The sequence below is a fragment of the Nonomuraea sp. NPDC050451 genome (assembly GCF_044458585.1).
This window is the reverse complement of the sequence record NZ_JBITHZ010000003.1, coordinates 146,190-164,947: the sequence shown is the minus strand read 5'-3', so window position 1 is coordinate 164,947 and position 18,758 is coordinate 146,190. Positions and strand designations below refer to the sequence as shown.

18 protein-coding genes are annotated in these 18,758 nt (G+C 69.4%); 13 read left to right on the top strand and 5 right to left on the bottom strand.

All coding sequences use genetic code 11. The annotated features are described in order from the left end of the window. Nucleotides 1–810, bottom strand: a complete 810-nt coding sequence (locus tag ACIBI9_RS12030; protein ID WP_397221988.1) for a hypothetical protein — start codon at nt 808–810, stop codon at nt 1–3. Between the two features lie 82 nt (nt 811–892). Here ACIBI9_RS12030 and ACIBI9_RS12025 point away from each other — a divergent pair, with 82 nt between their 5' ends. The 7 genes from ACIBI9_RS12025 (at nt 893) to ACIBI9_RS11995 (ending at nt 6,313) form a co-directional block, all read left to right on the top strand. Next, entirely contained in the window at nt 893–1,384 is a 492-nt protein-coding gene (locus tag ACIBI9_RS12025) for a hypothetical protein (RefSeq protein WP_397221987.1), read from the top strand. Nucleotides 1,385–2,266: 882 nt separating this feature from the next. Continuing rightward, nucleotides 2,267–3,727 carry a glutamate--cysteine ligase gene (locus ACIBI9_RS12020; protein ID WP_397221986.1) on the top strand — a complete coding sequence of 487 codons (1,461 nt, stop codon included), beginning with the start codon at nt 2,267–2,269 and terminating at the stop codon, nt 3,725–3,727. Then, nucleotides 3,724–4,368 carry a neutral zinc metallopeptidase gene (locus ACIBI9_RS12015; RefSeq protein ID WP_397221985.1) on the top strand — a complete coding sequence of 215 codons (645 nt, stop codon included), beginning with the start codon at nt 3,724–3,726 and terminating at the stop codon, nt 4,366–4,368. The genes ACIBI9_RS12020 and ACIBI9_RS12015 overlap by 4 nt, the downstream gene beginning before the upstream one ends. Nucleotides 4,369–4,470: 102 nt before the next feature. Further along, nucleotides 4,471–4,728, top strand: a complete 258-nt coding sequence (locus ACIBI9_RS12010; protein ID WP_192790004.1) for a WhiB family transcriptional regulator — start codon at nt 4,471–4,473, stop codon at nt 4,726–4,728. Nucleotides 4,729–4,784: 56 nt separating this feature from the next. Beyond that, nucleotides 4,785–5,468 (top strand): lysostaphin resistance A-like protein, encoded by a 684-nt coding sequence (locus ACIBI9_RS12005; RefSeq protein ID WP_397221984.1) that lies wholly within the window; start codon nt 4,785–4,787, stop codon nt 5,466–5,468. A 219-nt stretch (nt 5,469–5,687) separates the two neighbouring features. Further along, nucleotides 5,688–5,888, top strand: coding sequence for a type II toxin-antitoxin system VapB family antitoxin (locus ACIBI9_RS12000; RefSeq protein ID WP_185070761.1), 201 nt, complete (start codon nt 5,688–5,690; stop codon nt 5,886–5,888). Beyond that, entirely contained in the window at nt 5,882–6,313 is a 432-nt protein-coding gene (locus ACIBI9_RS11995; protein ID WP_397221982.1) for a PIN domain nuclease, read from the top strand. Before ACIBI9_RS12000 ends, ACIBI9_RS11995 begins: the two co-directional genes overlap by 7 nt. 6 nt (nt 6,314–6,319) lie before the next feature. On the opposite strand, the gene ACIBI9_RS11990 is transcribed toward ACIBI9_RS11995, so the two are convergent. Next, nucleotides 6,320–7,039 (bottom strand): PIG-L deacetylase family protein, encoded by a 720-nt coding sequence (locus tag ACIBI9_RS11990; RefSeq protein WP_397221981.1) that lies wholly within the window; start codon nt 7,037–7,039, stop codon nt 6,320–6,322. Nucleotides 7,040–7,164: 125 nt separating this feature from the next. On the opposite strand from ACIBI9_RS11990, the gene pcrA reads away from it, so the two are divergent. Continuing rightward, complete coding sequence (gene pcrA, locus ACIBI9_RS11985; protein ID WP_397222589.1) at nt 7,165–9,387, top strand: DNA helicase PcrA; 2,223 nt, start codon at nt 7,165–7,167, stop codon at nt 9,385–9,387. A 64-nt stretch (nt 9,388–9,451) separates the two neighbouring features. Here the strand turns inward: pcrA and ACIBI9_RS11980 are convergent, their stop codons facing one another. The 3 genes from ACIBI9_RS11980 to ACIBI9_RS11970 all read right to left on the bottom strand — a co-directional run bounded on the left by ACIBI9_RS11980 (nt 9,452) and on the right by ACIBI9_RS11970 (nt 13,005). Continuing rightward, nucleotides 9,452–10,426 (bottom strand): L,D-transpeptidase, encoded by a 975-nt coding sequence (locus ACIBI9_RS11980; protein ID WP_397221979.1) that lies wholly within the window; start codon nt 10,424–10,426, stop codon nt 9,452–9,454. A 741-nt stretch (nt 10,427–11,167) separates the two neighbouring features. Then, a complete protein-coding gene (locus tag ACIBI9_RS11975; RefSeq protein ID WP_185070757.1) occupies nt 11,168–11,800 on the bottom strand; it encodes a response regulator transcription factor in 633 nt (210 codons plus the stop codon). Further along, nucleotides 11,797–13,005: a PspC domain-containing protein gene (locus ACIBI9_RS11970; protein WP_397221977.1), complete on the bottom strand. Its 1,209-nt coding sequence runs from the start codon at nt 13,003–13,005 to the stop codon at nt 11,797–11,799. Before ACIBI9_RS11970 ends, ACIBI9_RS11975 begins: the two co-directional genes overlap by 4 nt. Nucleotides 13,006–13,118: 113 nt before the next feature. On the opposite strand from ACIBI9_RS11970, the gene ACIBI9_RS11965 reads away from it, so the two are divergent. From ACIBI9_RS11965 to ACIBI9_RS11945, 5 genes are all read left to right on the top strand, one after another. Beyond that, entirely contained in the window at nt 13,119–14,684 is a 1,566-nt protein-coding gene (locus ACIBI9_RS11965; RefSeq protein WP_397221976.1) for a PspC domain-containing protein, read from the top strand. Continuing rightward, nucleotides 14,674–14,877: a hypothetical protein gene (locus tag ACIBI9_RS11960; RefSeq protein ID WP_397221975.1), complete on the top strand. Its 204-nt coding sequence runs from the start codon at nt 14,674–14,676 to the stop codon at nt 14,875–14,877. The genes ACIBI9_RS11965 and ACIBI9_RS11960 overlap by 11 nt, the downstream gene beginning before the upstream one ends. A 71-nt stretch (nt 14,878–14,948) precedes the next feature. Further along, nucleotides 14,949–15,431, top strand: coding sequence for a (2Fe-2S)-binding protein (locus ACIBI9_RS11955; protein WP_397221974.1), 483 nt, complete (start codon nt 14,949–14,951; stop codon nt 15,429–15,431). Then, nucleotides 15,428–17,842 carry a xanthine dehydrogenase family protein molybdopterin-binding subunit gene (locus tag ACIBI9_RS11950; protein WP_397221973.1) on the top strand — a complete coding sequence of 805 codons (2,415 nt, stop codon included), beginning with the start codon at nt 15,428–15,430 and terminating at the stop codon, nt 17,840–17,842. The genes ACIBI9_RS11955 and ACIBI9_RS11950 overlap by 4 nt, the downstream gene beginning before the upstream one ends. After that, complete coding sequence (locus ACIBI9_RS11945; protein ID WP_397221971.1) at nt 17,839–18,693, top strand: FAD binding domain-containing protein; 855 nt, start codon at nt 17,839–17,841, stop codon at nt 18,691–18,693. Before ACIBI9_RS11950 ends, ACIBI9_RS11945 begins: the two co-directional genes overlap by 4 nt. Nucleotides 18,694–18,758 lie beyond the last annotated feature (65 nt).

Sequence of the window (18,758 nt, the reverse complement as noted above, 5' to 3'; positions counted from 1 at the left end):
CTATGGACTGAGCATAAGTGGCACGTGCTCAGCCGAACGCTCCGAACGGTGTTGAGCGTTCTGGTCGCCCGCGTTCGCGCCGCGTCCGGGCGGCACGGATCGTGTCCGTGGTCCGGGGATGCGGGGGCGGGGTCCCTCACGCCCGCGGGCGGCCGGTCCGGCCTGGACGGTCCGATGCCCCTGCTCATCGCTCCGGTGAGCAGGGGGCGGTGCCGTCCGTCGCCGGATCGGATGCCCTTGGGCGCGTCTGCCGATCGCCACCGCGGCTGCGTCGTGGCGAGTGGTCGTACGTTTGGTGGAGGCCAGCGAGGCCTGCCAGTGTTGAGCGCCCCACTTCGAGGTATACGCCGGATCGGCGGCGATGATCGCGATACCCGTCTGGTCGGCCATCGAAGTGAGCCGGGCCCGCAGCCTGCCGGTGGGTATGCCGGAGATGAGCCGGCGGAAGCGTTTGCGGCGGCCGTGCTTCTCCCGGGTCTTCTCCGCGGCGAAGTCGAGGTCTTCGATGGCGATGGCCTTCACACCGCATGTACGCGCCCAGTGCAGCAGCCGCGTCAGGGCGTGGCGGACCTGGGCGTCGCGATGCCCGGCATTGCCGGACAGGTCGTAGGAGAAGCGGCGGGGATTGCCGATCGGGTTGCCGTGGACATCCAGGCGCCAGGCGGCCAGGTGGTCGGCGTTGGTGTCCACCCCGATCACCCCGTGGGCGAGCGCAGCCGACATCAGCACGGCCGGGGCCGCGGGAATCTCCCAGGAGGCGGTGATGTACCAGCGGCCGCGCGCCGCATCCAGGTGGATACGGTAAGCCACCGCCCCGGTTGGCTTCAATGCGATCGGCCCACTCGGAGCGCCGGTGGGCGAAGGTCACCCGGCAGGCCAGCACGTAGCGGCCGTGCGGCGCGTTCGCGTGCTGTGCCAGCGGTGCGGGGAGCCGGATCGACGCCTGGCCGTCGGGGGTGATGCGGATGGTCTCGTTGCCGTAGCGTTTGCCGGACTCGCCGTCGGCGGCCAGGAACCAGCGCGCGGCCTGCCAGGTCTGCCGCCACTCGGCCTGGGTGAGCCCGGCGGCCTCAAGGTGGTGCCGAGCGCGGGCGAGCCGTTTGCCGCCTCGCACCACGCGCACCCGCCCCGCCCGCTGATCGGCCCGCAGGTGCTGCAGCCGATATTGCAGGAAGTGCAGACGGCGGGACTTGGCGAACCACTCCTGCGCCGAGCGGTAACCGCCTGGCTCCTTGCGGGTGCCTTTCTTTCCGATGGGCAGCGACAGCCGATGGGTGATCGCGCGGATGGCGACCTGGAGGTCGCGGATGTGGTCGGCCTGGCCGCGGCGAGCCAGCGCCCACTGATCGTGGGAGGCTTTGGTGATGGCCCCGGCCCAGCGTGACGATGACTGCACGGTCAACTCGCGCTTGCGAGCCGCCCAGGTGCCGGTGGAGTGCTCCAGCCCGTCGGCGCACCTGGTTTTCAGATCGTGCGAGGCCAGCGCGCCCAGATGCGCGCCGACCAGCCGCAACACCACGTCATCCTCAGGCGTCAGGAGCTTGAGCCGGTCGCGGACAGCGACGCCGGACGAGCCGGGCACCACGAAAGCGGGGGCGATCGGACGCAGCTCAGCCATGCTCGCCGACCTCCGCCGCGATGCCGACGTGGTCTACGGCCGACCGCCGAGGGCACCGCACGGTCGGCGCCCGTGGATCGCGGTCGAACGGGCACGCTGGCATGGATGACACTCGCCCCCTCCAAGGTTTCACGTTGCGTGGCCGTAATGATACCAAGCGTTGATATTGCTGGGTAGAACATGTGCGCGATACGGGCCGGCAGATGCGCAGCGCAGCCCTACGGCTGAGCCGGAACCCGAGCAGAGCGGCCCCGGCGCGACAGCGGTACGCAGAGCGAGGACTACCCCTTGCGTGCACACATGCCGTCGAATACGCACTCCGGCGATGACGTGACCAGCCCCATGTCATGCACGCTCAAACACGAACAGCTCCGAATCCCTTAATCATCTTGTACGGCTGGGTCCGGCTCACTTGCGCCTCTGCTCAAGGCTCCGCCATCACGCCGTACCCCGAACCTCGCTCGGCGTGGCCCCGCCCCTCACAGCCAAGCCATAACTACGCCCCGAGCCCGCGCTCGCCTGCGGGCTGAAATCGCCGGGGCGGGGAGTCGGGAGTGCCCGGCTGACGCGGTAGAGGGAAAGGGGCGGTGGTATGGGGCTTGTTGGGTCCCGTGTTGGCGTGCGACATTTCCTGATATGGGCAGAGACGTGCCAAGCGTCGTCTTCAGCCGGGACGACCGCCGGAAATATCGGGAAAAGGTGTATCGATGCCTCGACGTCTTCGCCCAGATGTTGCGCGAGTCCCGCTTTGAGATCGAGCGTCCGCTCGCCGGCCTGGAGATCGAGCTCAACATCGTGGACGCGTACGGCGAGGCGGCCATGCGCAACGCCCAGGTGCTCGCCGCGATCGAGCAGCCGGACTGGGCCACGGAGCTGGGACAGTTCAACATCGAGATCAACATCGAGCCGCAGGAACTGGGCGGCGACGGCGCGCTCCGGCTGGAGAACGACGTCAGGGCGCGGCTCAACCACGCCGAGGAACGCGCCCGTTCCCAGGACGGTCACCTCGTACTGATCGGCATCCTGCCCACGCTGCGCGAGCAGGACATCGGCGAGGGCACGCTCTCCGCGAACCCCCGCTACCGCCTGCTCAACGAGCAGATCTTCGCGGCCCGGGGCGAGGACCTGCACCTGGCCATCGAGGGCGTCGAGCGCCTGGACACCCACGCCGACAGCGTCGCCCCCGAGGCCGCGTGCACGAGCGTGCAGCTGCATCTGCAGGTCAGCCCCGACGCGTTCGCCTCGCACTGGAACGCGGCCCAGGCCATCGCCGGGCCTCAGGTGGCGGTGGCGGCCAACTCGCCGTACCTGTTCGGCAAGGAGCTGCACCGCGAGACCAGGATCACCCTGTTCGAGCAGGCCACGGACACGCGGCCGGCCGAGCTGAAGGCGCAGGGCGTGCGGCCGAGGGTGTGGTTCGGGGAGCGGTGGATCACGAGCGTCTTCGACCTGTTCGAGGAGAACGTCAGCTATTACCCCGCTTTGCTGCCCCTGTGCGAGGACGAGGACCCCCGTACCGAGCTCGAACAGGGCCGCATCCCCCACCTCCACGAGCTGACCCTGCACAACGGCACGATCTACCGGTGGAACCGGCCGGTGTACGCGGTGGTGGGCGGGGTGCCGCACCTTCGCGTGGAGAACCGTGTGCTGCCCGCCGGGCCCACCGTGGCCGACATCGCGGCCAACGCGGCGTTCTACTACGGGTTGATGCGCATGGTGCCGTACGCCGAGCGGCCGATCTGGAGCCAGATGTCGTTCCAGGCGGCGGAGGACAACCTCGGCGCGGCGGCCCGGCACGGGCTGGACGCGCGGCTGTACTGGCCGGGCATGGGAGAGGTGCCGGCGGCGGAGCTGATCCTGCGCCGCCTGCTGCCCATGGCGCGCGAGGGGCTGGCCAGGTGGGGGGTGGACGGTCCCGTGGCCGACCGGCTGCTCGGCATCATCGAGGGGCGCTGCCTGACGGGCCGTACGGGGGCGAGCTGGCAGGTGGAACGCGTACGCGCGCATGAAGGCCACTCCGGCGACCGGCACGAGGCGTTGCGGTCCATGATGCTCGAGTACATCGAGCGAATGCACAGCAATGAGCCCGTGCACACTTGGGACGTATGAAGCCCGTGAAGCGCATCCTGGTCCTCGCCCTGGTCCTCCTGGTCGGCGCCTGCGGCCTTACCGGGCGGCCGTCCATGGACACGCAGGGGGCCGACTCGTTCGAGGACGATGTGCGGACCGCCCGTACGCTGACGGAGGCGTTCTGGACGCAGCAGTTCCAGCAGAGCGGCCGGACATATCGGCCTATTGCCGACTTCGTCCCCTACTCCGGAAACTCCGGACCCAGCTGCGGCAACGAGCCCGCCGTCCCGAACAACGCCTTCTACTGCCCCATCGGCCACTTCATCGCTTTTGACCAGACCTGGATGGAATCGCTCTGGAACGAGATGGGCGACGGGTCGGTCTATGTGATCATTCCCCACGAGTTCGGGCACGCGATCCAGGCCCAGCTCCAGACGAACTTCCAGCTCAACGTACAAATAGAGCTCCAGGCCGACTGTTACGCGGGCGGGACCCTCTCGGCGCTCGTGCGCTCGGGCGTGCTCGACACGGAGGCGGGCGACGAGGACGAACTGCTCCTGAGCCTGGAGGCGGCGGGCGACCCGACGGACGACTGGCTGAACCCGTCTGCTCATGGGACGGCCGGGCAGCGCCAGGCGTCGTTCGCGACCGGCTACCGGGACGGAGTGAACGCGTGCTGACCGGGGGCGTACACGAGGGGCGCGGATCGGACTCCAGGATGTACGCGCGGGTCAACCCAGAGGATGATGTATCCGATCATGCCCACGCTCTACCGTTGACCCATGCCATTGGAGGAGATCGGCTGGCTGCGACGGGGTGCGTGCAGATCCAGCGACCCTGACCTCTTCTTCCCCCTCGCCCCCACGCCCTTGCAGGAGGCCCGCGCCAAGGCGGTCTGCGCGCGCTGTCAGGTCATCGAGGAGTGCCGCGCGTACGCATTACGCTCGGGCGAGTCGGAGGGCATCTGGGGCGGCCTCACCCCGGAGGAGCGCCGGCGCAGTCGCTTCCCCACGGGCTGGCGCCGCCCGGCCGCCTCCTGACGCCGATCGACCGGCGGCGCGGGTGAAAAGAGGATGAGCGACGTAGCCTGGCAAGGGTGTTGCTCCGCTCGATCGCGATCCTCGCCGCAGCCAACCTGCTGAACAACAAGGTGGCCCCCCGCCTGGCCCCCCTGACCTCGGCCGCCGCGACCGCCGCCCTGGTGGCGACGGCCCGCAGGTCCGGTCTGTCGTGGAAGGAGCTCGGGTTCGAGCACGGCCGGCGCGGCGCCGTGGCGGGAGGCGCGCTGGCGGCTGCGGTGGCGGCCGTTTACGCCGTCGGCATCGCCCACCCCCGCACCAGGCAGCTCTTCCAGGACGAGCGCGCCCTGTCGCTCTCGCGTGCCCGCGTCCTGGAGGAGGCCCTGCTCCAGGTCCCGATGGGCACGGTCCTGCTGGAGGAGGTGGGTTTCCGGGGCGCCCTGTACGCGATGCTGCGCAAGGATCACGGCACGGTGGCCGCCACGGCGATCTCGTCGTCCCTGTTCGGCCTCTGGCACATCCTGCCGGCCATCGACATGGCCCACGCCAACCCCGCCCTCGGCGCCCTGACGTCGGCCGACTCCCCGGCCGGCCTGGACACGGCGCGGGTGGTGGCGGGAAGCGTGGTGTCCACGGCGGCGGCCGGGGTGCTGTTCTGCGAGCTCCGGCGCCGCGGCGGCCTCCTGACCCCGGCCATGCTGCACCTTGCCACCAACTCCTTCGGCTACCTCTTCGCCCGCCTCGCCGCCAAGCGAAAGTGACGGAACGTGAGCATTCCCGGCACCCAGGTGGATCTTTGATCAGCCGAGGATGAGGATTCTCAGCCTCGAAGGAGGAAGATCCTTCACCTTGATTGGAGCGTTCCACAGAGATGCTTTAACGTCTCCAGCGCGTACTTCCCGAGACCGCGCAATGCCGGGAAAGGCGTATATCAAGATCACAAGTTCTGATATACGATGGAGGCACGGAGGTGGTGTTGCATGCGTACGGTAATCGACATCGACAAGGAGCTCCTGGAAGTGGCCCAGCACGAGTTGGGGACTTCGACCATGAAGGAGACGGTCAACGCGGCCCTGGAGGAGATCGCCGAAAGGGCAAAGCGTCGCGAAGCGTTCGAATACTGGCGTACCCGGGACAACTCCGATCTTCTGGATCCGGAGATCATGAAGCATGCGTGGTAGCCACCGGCGTGGTCTACCTCATCGACAAGAGCGCACTGGCGCGCATGCCGCACCCGGCGGTCCACCGCGCACTCGAGCCGCTCATGCTCGACAAGATGCTGGCCATCTGCGAGGTCACACAACTCGAGGTCCTCTTCAGCGCGCGTGACCCGGCGGGCTACGAGCGCGACGCCCACTACCTGCGCGAGGGCTTCCGCCTCCTGTCGATCCACGAGAAGGAGGTGGCCGCCCGGGCGCTGGACGTCCAGGCGATCCTCGCGCGCAAATCGCACCACCGGGCCGTCGGACCGAGCGATCTGCTGATCGCCGCCTGTGCCGAGGTGCACGGGGCGACGATCCTGCATTACGACCGGGACTTCGACATCATCTCCGAGGTCACCGGCCAGCCGTCGCTCTGGGCAGTGCCCCCGGGGTCGGTGCCCTAGGGAGGGTCAGGCCGTGGGGACGACCTGGAAGGCCTCCGCGTAGTGGCCCGAGGCGAAGCCGGCCTGGTCGGCCCAGGCGGCGAAGCGGGTCTTGACGAAGTCGACGAAGCCCTCCACGTGGGCGACCTGGCTCACATGTGACTGCAAGGCCGCGAGCTTGCGGTCCATGGCCTCGGTGACGTCCACCCAGTGGTTGGGGGTCGAGCCGCCCGTCAGCCACACCTCGCGCACGGTCCACGCCTCCAGGCCCTCGTCCCGCAGCAGTTCGGGGAAGGCGTAGGGGTTGCGGGCGTCCGGGTAGACGGCGTCCAGGGCGGAGCCGCCCACCGCGCGGTGGTCGGGGTGGCTGGGAGCGACGTTGTTGTAGTTGCGATCGGGGTGGTGGGTGATGACGAGATCCGGCCTGACCTGGCGGATCACGCGGGCGATGTCGCGCCTCAGCTCGATGGAGGGCACCACGAGCCCGTCCTTGTGGCCGAGGAACCGCACGTCGGTGACGCCGACCGCCTTGGCGGCGGTGCGCTGCTCGGTCCTGCGCAGCTCGGCCATGCCGGAATTGTCCAAAGTACGCTCATTGCCGCCCGCATCGCCATCCGTGACCAGCAGGTACGTGACCTCGACGCCCTTGTCGACGAACAGCGCCACGCTCCCCGCCGCGCCGAAATCGACGTCGTCTGGGTGGGCGGTGACCACGAGGACCCGGTTGATCTCGACTTCCGGCAGCATGGCTTTCCTTTCTGATGTTCTACGAGAAGACAACCGGCCCCCCGCCGAAGGCATTCCGGGCGCCGATTGTCGGTGGGGCGTCTTAACCTAGGTAGGTGCCGACCCAAGTCTCTGTTGACCACCCTCTGCTCGACGGCCTCAACCCTCAGCAGCGCGAGGCCGTGATCCATCATGGCAGTCCGCTGCTCATCGTGGCGGGGGCGGGCTCCGGCAAGACGCGGGTGCTCACGCATCGCATCGCGTACCTGCTGGCCGAGCGTGAGGTGCACCCGGGCGAGATCCTGGCGATCACCTTCACCAACAAGGCCGCCCGCGAGATGAAGGAGCGCATCGACAAGCTGGTCGGCCCGCGCTCCAGGGCGATGTGGGTGATGACGTTCCACAGCGCCTGCATGCGCATCCTGCGGCGGGAGGCCAAGCGGCTGGGGTTCCCGTCGAGCTTCTCCATCTACGACCAGGCCGACTCGCAGCGGCTCATGGCCATGGTCTGCAGGGAGATGGAGCTCGATCCCAAGCGTTACCCGCCGCGCTCCTTCTCGGCCCAGGTCAGCAACTTCAAGAACGAGCTGATCGACTACGAGACCGCGCTCGACAAGGCGGGCTCGCATCTGGAGAAGACGCTGGCGCAGGCGTACAAGGCCTATCAGCTCAAGCTGACCGAGGCCGGCGCGATGGACTTCGACGACATCATCATGAACACGGTGACGTTGTTCCAGCTCTTCCCCGAGGTGGCCGAGCACTACCGGATGCGGTTCAGGCACGTGCTGGTCGACGAATACCAGGACACCAACCACGCCCAATACATCCTGATCAGGGAGCTGGTCGGGCACCCCGAGCTGCGCACGACCGACGGCGAGCTGGTGCGGTCGGGCGCCGACATGTCCGAGCTGTGCGTGGTGGGCGACGCCGACCAGTCCATCTACGCCTTCCGCGGCGCGACGATCCGCAACATCCTGGAGTTCGAGCGCGACTACCCCGACGCGCGCACCATCCTGCTGGAGCAGAACTACCGCTCCACCCAGAACATCCTGGCCGCCGCCAACGCGGTCATCGCGCGCAACGAGTCGCGCAAGCCCAAAAATCTCTGGTCCGACCAGGGCGACGGGCCCAAGATCGTCGGATATGTCGCCGACAACGAGCACGACGAGGCCATGTTCGTGGCCCAGGAGGTCGACCGGCTCAGCGACGAGGAAGACGTCAAGCCGGGCGAGGTGGCCGTCTTCTACCGGACCAACGCGGCCTCCCGGGTGTTCGAGGAGATCTTCATCCGCACCGGGCTGCCGTACAAGGTGGTCGGGGGCGTGCGCTTCTACGAGCGCAAGGAGGTCAAGGACCTGCTGGCCTACCTGCGCGTGCTGGCCAACCCGGCCGACGTGGTGTCGCTGCGCCGCATCCTCAACGTTCCCAAGCGCGGCATCGGCGACCGCGCCGAGGCGATGGTCGAGGCGCTGTCGTCGCGCGAGCGCATCTCGTTCTGGGACGCGCTGCGCAGGGCCGACGAGGCGTACGGGATGGCCACGCGCTCGCTCAACGCCGTACGCGAGTTCGTCGCGATGCTCGAGGAGCTGATCGCCAAGGCCGAGGGCATGCCGCCGTCGGCACTGGCCGAGGAGGTGCTGGTGGCCACCGGCTACCGCGCCGAGTTGGAGGCGTCTGAGGACCCGCAGGACGAGTCACGCCTGGAAAACCTCAACGAGCTCATCTCCGTCGCCTCCGAGTTCGAGGAGGCCAACCCGGAGGGGACGCTGGTGGAGTTCCTGGAGCAGGTGTCGCTCGTGGCCGACGCCGACCAGATCCCCGACGCCGACGGCGGGCAGGGGGTCGTCACGCTGATGACCCTGCACACGGCCAAGGGCTTGGAGTTCCCGGTCGTCTTCCTGACGGCCATGGAGGACGGGGTGTTCCCGCACATCCGCTCGCTCGGGGAGCCCAAGGAGCTGGAGGAGGAGCGGCGGCTGGCGTACGTGGGGATCACCAGGGCGCAGCAGCGGCTCTACATCACCCGGGCGGCCGTGCGCAGCTCGTGGGGGGCGCCGTCGTTCAACCCGGCCTCGCGCTTCGTGAACGAGGTGCCGGGGCAGCTCATCGACTGGCGTACGGATCCGGAGAAGTCCGCCTGGAGCGCGGCCACCCGCAAGGAGCCCGCCGCCCGCCCGGCGCCCGCCAAGAGCGGCGGGCGGAAGGTGCCTTCGCTGGCGCCCGGCGACCGGGTGACGCATGACGCGTTCGGGCTGGGCACGGTGGTGGCCGTGGACGGGGTGGCGGAGAAGACCAAGGTCAAGATCGACTTCGGCAGCGGCGGGGAGAAGACGCTGCTGCTGGCCTACGCGCCCCTCGACAAGCTCTGACGGCCGCAGGGCCGCCCTCCCTGGCTTTGGGCTTTGGGAGAGCGGCCCTGATGCCTTTACGGGGTCAGCCCTTCAGGGCGCTGCCCTTCTTCCACTGGGTCCAGTTCAGCTGCCAGTAGCTCCAGCCGTTGTTCCACTGCAGCTTGCGCTTCGTACCGGTGATCTTGACGACGTCGCCGCGCTGGGCGATGCCGTAGAACCACTTGGCGCCGGCGGGGGTGGCCCGCACGCAGCCGTGGCTCTGGTTGGAGCGGCCGAGGAACTGGTAGTAGCCGGCGCTCTGGTGGACGTACTCACCGCTGTCGGAGATGCGGACCGCCCACGGGATCTCCTCCTTGTAGTAGCGCGGATCCTTGGGATCCGTCACGCCCATCCAGGAGGAGGTCATGGTCTCGACGGCCTTCTTGCCCATGGTGAGGTGAACGCCGCTGGTGGTGAGGTAGACGTCCACGCCGTTCCTGATCAGCCCGCCCCTGCCTGCGCTGATCGGGATCTTCTTCGTGAGCTTGCCGTCGCGGTAGACCTTCATCTGGTGATTACGGGTGTTGACCACGGAGATCTGCGACGCGCCGACGGCGAAGCGGCGCGAGACGTCCTTGGCACCCTTGTTGCCGGGGAGCTGCGACAGGCGGGCGGTGAAGAGGACCTTCTGGTGAGGCTTCCAGTACGTCTTCGTCCGGTAGATGACCTTACGCGCCGAAACCCAGCGCCAGGCGCCGTCGACCGGCTTCTCCGCCTCCACCTCCAGCAGCGCCTCCACGGCCGCCCGGTTCTTCACGTCGCGGTCGAACGTGACGATGATCGGGAAGCCGACGCCTACCTTCTCCGACTTCTCCCCCATCGGGGTGATGTCGGCTATATCGAGCTTGACCTTCTTTTCCGGGGCCGTGACCTTCACCGGGGCCGTGACGCTCGCCGCGCCGGCGGCCCGGACCACCGAGGCTTGCTGCGTTTGGGGAACGTGGACGCTCTCCGCCGCACAGGCCGTCACGGCGGCCAATGCGACAAGGGCCGGCAGCATCCGGGGGACGCGATTCAAGGGGGCTACTCCTGGGCTATGTGCTTTTTCTCCTTAATGTGTGACAACTGAGGCGGGAGTTTTGTGGGCGTACTCACGATAACTATCCCGTAACGTTCCAAACCCGACACGGATGAACCCCCGCCCCACGGGGAACCCGCGCCCGACGCGCTGCTGGCTGCTGGCTGCTGGGTGCTGGGTGCTGTGTGCAGGCGCGCGGCGGGCGACGCCAGCACCGCGCGGTGCACGGGACGGGACCGGGCGGGCAGCGCGGCACGGCGGTGGGCGATGCGCGGTGTGTCGGCGGGCACGGGATGGCGTGGTGCACGACGGCGCTGGAGGGCGCGAAATGGGCGGAGCAGCGCAGGGCGGCGCAGCGCGCGAGACGGACGGAGCGGCGCAGGGCGGGTGAGGTGCCAGCCGCAATGACCGATGCCGCGGTGAGGACCGACCGCGGTAACGGGTGCCGTCGTGAGCGGGCCGTGGTGAGCGGGCCGTGGTGAGCGGGCCGTGGTGAGCGGGCCGTGGTGAGCGGGCCGTGGTGAGCGGGCCGTGGTGAGCGGACCGTCGTGAGCGGACCGTCGTGAGCGGACCGTCGTGAGCGGACCGTCGTGAGCGGACCGTCGTGAGCGGACCGTCGTGAGCGGACCGTCGTGAGCGGGCCGTCGTGAGCGGGCCGTGGTGAGCGGGCCGTGGTGAGGGTGGAGGAAGTGGGGGGTTGGGTGTGGTGGTGGGTGGGGTGGGATGCGGATGGGGTGGGGGTTAGACGAGGCGGCGGGCGGTGGCCCAGCGGGAGAGTTCGTGGCGGTTGGAGAGCTGGAGCTTGCGCAGGACCGAGGAGACGTGGGTTTCCACTGTCTTGACGGAGATGAAGAGCTCCTTGGCGATCTCCTTGTACGCGTACCCCCGCGCGATCAAGCGCAACACCTCGCGCTCCCGCTGCGTCAGGGAGTCCAGCTCGGGATCGATGGACGGCGCTTCCGACGAGGCGAAGGCGTCCAGGACGAACCCGGCCAGCCGCGGTGAGAAGACCGCGTCCCCCTCCGCCACCCGGCGGATGGCGTCCGTGAGCTCCTTGCCGCTGATGTTCTTGGTGACGTAGCCCCGCGCCCCGCCCCGGATCACGCCGATGACGTCCTCGGCGGCGTCGGAGACGGACAGGGCGAGGAAACGCACCTGGGAGCCGGCGCCGAGGACCCGGCGCAGCACCTCCTGGCCCCCGCCGCCAGGCATGTGCACGTCCAGCAGGACCACGTCGGGCTGGTGCTCGGCGATCGCCTTGACGGCCGTCTCCACGTCCTCGGCCTCGCCCACCACCTCGATCGAATCGCCCAGCTCGGCGCGTACGCCGGAGCGGAAGAGCCGGTGATCGTCGACGATCAACACGCGCGTCATGCCTTCTCCACCTTCATGGTCAACATCACTTCCGTGCCCTCACCCACGGAGGTGCGCACCCGGGCCGTGCCTCCGTGGCGTTCCATTCTCCCGATGATGGACTCCCTGATGCCCATCCGGTCGAGTGGCACCGCATCGAGGTCGAACCCCTTGCCACGATCCTTCACGAAAATCGTGACCTCTTCACCCTCTACTTCGGCATAGACGGAAATGGATGGACTCTCAGAGTATTTGGCCGCGTTGACCATCGCCTGCCGGGCCGCCTTGAGCTGGGCGGCCAGCTTGCCCGCCGGGTCGAGGGCGATGTCCCCGACGCAGACGACCTCGATGGGCACCCCGTGGGCGTCCTCCTCCTCCGCCGCGATCCGGCGTACGGCGGCCGCCACGGTGGCGTCGGCGTCCTGGGCGGGCTGGTAGAGCCAGTTGCGCAGGTCGCGCTCCTGGGCGCGGGCCAGCCGGGTGACCTCGCGCGGATCGTGGGCGACGCGCTGGATGAGCGTGAGCGTGTGCAGCACCGAGTCGTGCACCATGGCGGCCACTTCGGCGCGTTCCTCCTGCCTGATGCGCTCGCGCCGCTCCAGCTGCAGCTCTTTCCACAGGCCGGCGAGCCAGGGCGCGGCGATGACGGCCAGGCCGCCGACCACCACGACGGTGAACATCAGGCCGGGCCTGGCCTGGGCCAGCTCGCCCTCGGCGTACAGGAAGCCCGCCGCGCCGATCACCACGAGCGTCACGCCGAGCAGCGTGCGAACCCGGTTCTTCCTGATGCTCGTGGTGGCGCCCTGGACCCAGCTCTTGCGGCGGTCCGGGTCGGCCTGCTGCCAGAGGATCAGCGCCCCGATCCCGCCCACGGCGAACGGCAGCATGCCGATCCCGCCCTGGGACGCCCCCGTGAGCCAGCCGAACGCGAACAGCGCCACCCCGATCGCGCTGAACGCGGCCAGCTGGCTCCAGTCCCGCTGCGGCGGCTGCCCCTCGTACGGTTGCCGGGGCGTGACCATCCACAACACGGCGTACGCCACCATGCCGACCCCGTGGACCACGCTGAGCAGCACGAACATCAGCCTGACCACCACGGGATCAAGCGAGAGCTGCGCCGCGAGGCCCTGGGCGACACCGCCGAGGAGGCGGCCTTCCATGGGGCGCATCAGGCGCCGATAGGGCGCGTCGCCGGTCGGCTCGGCGAGAGTCTTCTGGTCAGCCATAACATCGCCATAGTCACATGTCGGGGGCACTTCAGGCATCAGGGAACAACCCCCGGGTCGGGTCAGGGGTGTCCCGGATGCGAGCACACCACGCGTAGGTCCACGATGGTGACATGACAGAAGCTCCACCCAAAGAACCGGCCGCCCCGCCCCGGTCGCTGCGACGCAGCAGCGAGGGTCGCTTCCTCATGGGGGTCTGTTCCGGTCTTGGGCGGCACACCGGCATCGACCCCGTGGTGTTCCGCGTGGCTTTCGCCGTGCTTCTGCTCGGCTCCGGCATCGGCCTGTTCCTCTATCTGGCGGCGTTCCTGCTGATGAAGGAGCCGAACGGCAGGCCGGGGATCATCGAACAGTGGACGCGCCGCGACTTCGACGCCGAAACCGTGATGGCGCTGCTGACGGCGGTGCTGGCGTTCGGGCTGGCGCTCAACCTGGCGACCGTGTGGCTCGACACCGGCACCCTGGTGGTGGGCGTGCTGCTCGCCGTCTCGCTGCTCGCCGCCCATTCCAGCGGGGTGGACCTGCGGGGGCTGGCCCGCTCGATGCCCGAACGGCTGAGCAGGAGGCAGAGGCACACGACCGCTGCTCCCGAAGCCCCGCCGGTCAGGCCCGTGCCCTCCCCGGAACCATCGCCGGCGACACCCACGACCGCCGCGGGGCCACCGCCGGTCAAGGAGCCTGCCGCCCCGGAGCCGGTCCAGGAAGCCGCCGCTCCGGTCAAGGAGCCTTCCGTACCCGGGCCGGTCCAGGAGGCCGCTGCCCCGGAGCCGGTCCAGGAAGCCGCCGCCCCCGAGCCGGTCCAGGAGCCCTCGGTCCCCGAGCCGCCGACCCGGGTGCAGGAGGCCGCCCCGCCTGCCGGTGAGGACACCAAGGTCACCGCCGAGCACCGGGTCCCCTCCTACCAACCGCAGCCCAGGACCCGCCTCGACTACACCCCATACGGCGAGCCGTTCGCGCCGAAGGGCCCCTACCAGCCGCTCGACCCGGCCAAGCGGGCAGCAGGCTACTCGCCGTACGACCCCGTCCTGTACGGCCGTCCGGTCCCGAAGAAGGAGCGGAAGCCGCGCCCGAGGTCGTTCATCGGCGCCATCACCATCCTGCTGGCAATCATCATTGGAGGGATCGTCGTGGCGGTCCAAGCCAGGTCGGCCGCCGGAGTGAGCCCGACCATCGTCGGCGGCGCCGTGCTCATCACGATCGGCGCCGGGCTGCTGATCGCCGCCTGGTGGGGACGCGGGGCCGGACTGGTGGCCGCGGGGACGCTCGTGACGGTCATCGTGGCCCTGGGCTTCGTGCTCGGGGGCATTCCGCGGAACATCGGCGAGTCGGACTGGACGCCGACCAGCGTGACCCAGTCGAGCATGCTGTACGACGTCGGCGTCGGCGACGGGCGGCTGGACCTGTCGGAGCTGAAGCTGGAGCCGGGCGCCAAGGTGACGTTCAACGCCGCGGTGACGATGGGTGAGCTGATGGTGATCGTGCCGCCGACGGCCAGGATCGAGGTGCACGCCACCAACAAGGTCGGCGACGTCAAGCTGGATCATTCGGTCAGGGGCGGCGTGGACGTGCGGTACGACAAGGTGCTGGAGCCCGAGGTCGAGCCCGACGGCAAGGTCTCGACCATCGTCCTCAATCTGCGGGGCGGGCTCGGCGACATGGAGGTGCGGCGTGCCGCGTGAGGTCGACAAGCCGCGACGCTTGCATCGTACGGATTGGATGGCCCTGCTCAGCGGTGTGCTCTTCGTGGTTCTGGGCATTCTCATAGTGACACGCGCGATCACGGATCCGCTGGTCCTGACCGGGGTATTGGTGCTGGGACTGGCGTTCGCGGGGCTGGTGGCGATCATCGCGAGGGTGGTTCGCGGTAAGTAACCCTTGACCGGGAAAAACACCGGCGTAGGTTCGGGTGTGTCCGCCAATCCCCTGCTCCTGAGGGAGGACGTATGCCCCGAATCACCGTCACCGTCGACGGGATCAAGTACGAGGAGGACGTGGAGCCGCGACTCCTGCTCGTACATCTGCTACGAGAGCGGCTGGGCAAGACCGGCACCCCCATCGGGTGTGACACCAGCAACTGCGGCGCCTGCACGGTCATGCTCGACGGCAAGAGCGTGAAGAGCTGTTCCGTGCTCGCCGTGCAGGCCGACGGCTGCGAGGTCCTCACGATCGAGGGCCTGGGCGTCAACGGGTCGATGCACCCGATGCAGCGGGCCTTCCACGAAGAACACGCGCTGCAGTGCGGTTACTGCACGCCCGGCATGGTCATGGCCGCGATAGACCTGCTCAGGGAGGATCCCGAGCCTTCGGAGGAGGCGATCAGGGAGGGCCTGGAGGGCAATCTCTGCCGCTGCACCGGCTACTGCAACATCGTCAAGGCCGTGCGCCGGGGCGCGCAGGAGATGGGGCAGGCGGTGACGACACCATGAGCGAGATCGACACCGGCATGGTCGCCGAGCAGATAGAGCAGAGCGACCAGCTCAACGAGCCGGCCGGCACGTCCGAGGTGGGCAGGCCGCGTCGGCGCAAGGAGGACGCGCGGCTGCTCACGGGCCGGACGCAGTGGACGGACAACCTCTCCCGGCCGGGCATGCTGCAGGTGATGTTCCTGCGGAGCCCGATGGCGCACGCCCGGATCAGCAGGGTCGACGTGTCGGGAGCGCGTGAGCTGCCCGGGGTCGTGGCGGCCTTCAGCGGCCAGGACTTCGCTGCCGAGCAGGGCAGTCTGCCGTGCGCGTGGCCGGTGAGCGAGGACATCGTCATCCCCGACCACCCGCCGATGGCGGTGTCCGAGGTCAGGTACGTCGGCGAGGCCGTGGCCTGCGTGATCGCGACCGACCGCTACCGTGCCGCCGACGCGCTCGAGGCCATCGACGTCGAGTACGAGCAGCTGCCCGCGATCCTCGACATGAACGAGGCGCTCACGGACGGCAGCCCGAAGGTGCATGAGGCGGGCAACAAGGCGTTCAGCGTCAAGATCAACTCGGGTGACATCGAGGCCGCGTTCAGGGACGCCCCCGTCGTCATCGACCGGACCTACATCCAGCAGCGGCTCATCCCGAGCGCGATGGAGCCGCGCGCGGTCCTGGCCGACACCGACGGCGACGCGTACACGATCTGGTCGGCCACGCAGATCCCGCACGTCCTGCGGGTCATGCTGGCCGTGGTGACCGGCATCCCCGAGCACAAGATCCGCGTGATCGCCCCCGACGTGGGCGGCGGGTTCGGCTCGAAGCTGCAGGTCACCGCGGAGGAGGTGCTCTGCCTGCTGCTCGCCCGCAAGCTCGGCAGGCCGGTCAAGTGGACCGAGTCCCGCTCCGAGGGCAACCTGACCGTGCACCACGGCCGCGACCAGATCCAGCACATCCGGCTGGCCGCCGAGGCCGACGGGCGCATCCGCGGGCTGCAGGTCGACCTGCTGGCCGACATGGGCGCGTACCTGATGCTGGTCACGCCGGGCATCCCGCTGCTCGGCGCGTCGATGTTCAACGCGATCTACAAGATGGACGCGTACGAGTTCGGCTGCACGGGCGTGTTCACCACCAAGATGCCCACGGACGCCTACCGGGGCGCGGGGCGGCCCGAGGCCACGTTCGGCATCGAGCGGGTGATGGACGAGCTGGCCGCCGAGCTGAAGATGGACCCGGTGGAGGTGCGCAGGCGCAACTGGATCAAGCACGACGAGTTCCCGTACACCACCATCTCCGGCCTGACGTACGACTCGGGCAACTACGAGGCGGCCACGGACAAGGCGCTGGCGCTGTTCGGCTACGACAAGCTGCGCGCGGAGCAGGCCGACCGGCGTGACCGGGGCGACCCGGTGCAGCTCGGCATCGGCGTCAGCACGTACACGGAGATGTGCGGCCTGGCGCCGTCCAGGATGCTCGGCGAGGCGAACTACGGCGCCGGCGGCTGGGAGCACGGCTCGGTGCGCATGCTGCCCACGGGCAAGGTCGAGGTCATCACCGGCACCTCGCCGCACGGGCAGGGCCACGTGACGTCGTGGAGCCAGATCGCGGCGGACGCGCTCGGCGTGCCGTTCGACGACGTCACGGTGCTGCACGGCGACACGGCCATCGCGCACAAGGGCATGGACACCTACGGCTCGCGCTCGCTCGTCGTCGGCGGCATCGCCGTGCTGAAGGCGTGCGAGAAGGTCAAGGACAAGGCCCGCAAGCTCGCCGCGCACGTGCTGGAGTGCTCGCCCGACGACCTGGAGTACGCGGCCGGGGCGTTCAAGGTGCGGGGCACGGACTCGCAGAAGACCATCCAGGAGCTGGCCTTCGCCGCGTTCCTGGCGCACGACCTGCCGGAGGGCGTGGAGGCGCGGCTCGACGCCGACGCCACGTTCGACCCGGAGAACTACTCCTTCCCGCACGGCACCCACCTGTGCGCGCTGGAGGTGGACACCGAGACGGGCATGGTGAAGATCCGCTCGTACGTGGCGGTCGACGACGTCGGCAAGGTCGTCAACCCGCTGATCGTCGAGGGCCAGGTGCACGGCGGCATCGCGCAGGGCATCGCGCAGGCGCTGTTCGAGGAGGCCGTCTACGACGCCGAGGGCAACCTGCTGACCACGACGATGGCCGACTACCTGCTGCCGTCGGCGGCGGACCTGCCGGCGTTCCAGCTCGACCGCACCGAGTCCCCGGCGACCAGCAACCCGCTGGGCGTCAAGGGCGTGGGCGAGGCGGGCACGATCGCCTCGACCCCGGCCGTCGTGAACGCCATCGTGGACGCCCTGCGCCCGCGCGGCATCCACGACGTGCAGATGCCGTGCACGCCTGAACGCATCTGGAGAGCCCTAAAGGATCGGGCGCTGGAAGGAGTTCAGCGATGATCCCCGCGCAGTTCGACTACGTGCGCCCGGGTTCGCTGGCGGAGGCCTGCCAGGAGCTCGCCTCCGACGAGGACGCCAAGGTCCTGGCGGGCGGGCAGTCGCTGCTGCCGCTGATGCGGCTGCGGATGGCGTACCCGTCGAAGCTCGTCGACGTCGGCCGGCTGCCTGAGCTGAAGGGCGTGCACGACCGCGGCGACCACGTCTTCATCGGCGCGATGGCCACGCACGACGAGGTCCTGCACTCCGGCGTCGTCCGGGCCGACTGCCCGCTGGTCGCGCTGGCCACCGCGCAGGTGGCGGACCCGGCGATCAGGCACCGCGGCACGTTCGGCGGCTCGCTGGCCCACGCGGACCCGGCGGGTGACCTGCCCGCCGTGGTGCTGGCGCTGGACGGCGTGTTCGTGGCCAGGTCGGAGGAGGGCGAGCGGGAGATCCCGGCCGCCGACTTCTTCGTCGACTACTGGGAGTCGTCGCTGCGTCCCGGCGAGATCCTGGTCGGGGTGAAGCTCCCGAAGCTGGGCGAGGGCTGGGGCTTCCACTACGAGAAGTTCCACCGGACCGCCCAGGCGTGGGCCATCGTCGGCGTGGCCGCCGCGGTCAGGCGCTCCAACGGGTCGATCGCCGAGGCCAGGATCGGGCTGACGAACATGGGCTCGACGCCGCTGCGCGCCCAGGCCGCCGAGTCCGCGCTGGAGGGCGTGGAGCTGGGCGACCAGGTGCGCCAGGCGTGCGAGGAGGCGGCGGCCGGCACCTCGCCGCCGTCCGACCTGCACGCGCAGCCGGACTACCGGCGGCATCTGGCCAAGGTTCTGACCCACCGCGCGGTACGCACCGCGGCCGGATCGCCCTGACCACGGGCCAAGGCTGCGGTTCGAGTCAGAGGGGGCGCCTCTTCCGGGGCGCCCCCGCCCCGACG